Source organism: Tepidibacillus infernus (assembly GCF_048898065.1).
Lineage (GTDB): Bacteria > Bacillota > Bacilli > Tepidibacillales > Tepidibacillaceae > Tepidibacillus_B > Tepidibacillus_B infernus.
Genome location: NZ_JBLWFI010000060.1, coordinates 1 through 255 on the forward strand (window position 1 = coordinate 1; position 255 = coordinate 255).

The window sequence follows — 255 nt, forward strand, 5'->3', positions numbered from 1 at the left end:
GTTGTTTCATTTTTACAAGTTTCAGTTTCGGTAATTTGATATAGCCATCCAAAAGCATAATGTTTCCGTTGACCACGTTGGTTGTGTAGGACTGTCTCGCCTTGCGGCTTTTGAACTTAGGAAATTCGGCACGACCAGAGAAGAAGTTTTGGTATGCCTTCTGCAAATTCAGTTGAGCGTTTGCCAACGCAAGGCTATCGACTTCTTTGAGCCATGCAAACTCCTTTTTGTACTTGGCAGGAGTCGGGAATTTTT

General features: G+C 42.7%; 1 pseudogene. It reads right to left on the reverse strand.

From position 1 onward, the window contains the following. Nucleotides 1-255: pseudogene (locus TEPIDINF_RS15000) on the reverse strand (RNA-guided endonuclease TnpB family protein); the annotation flags it as partial.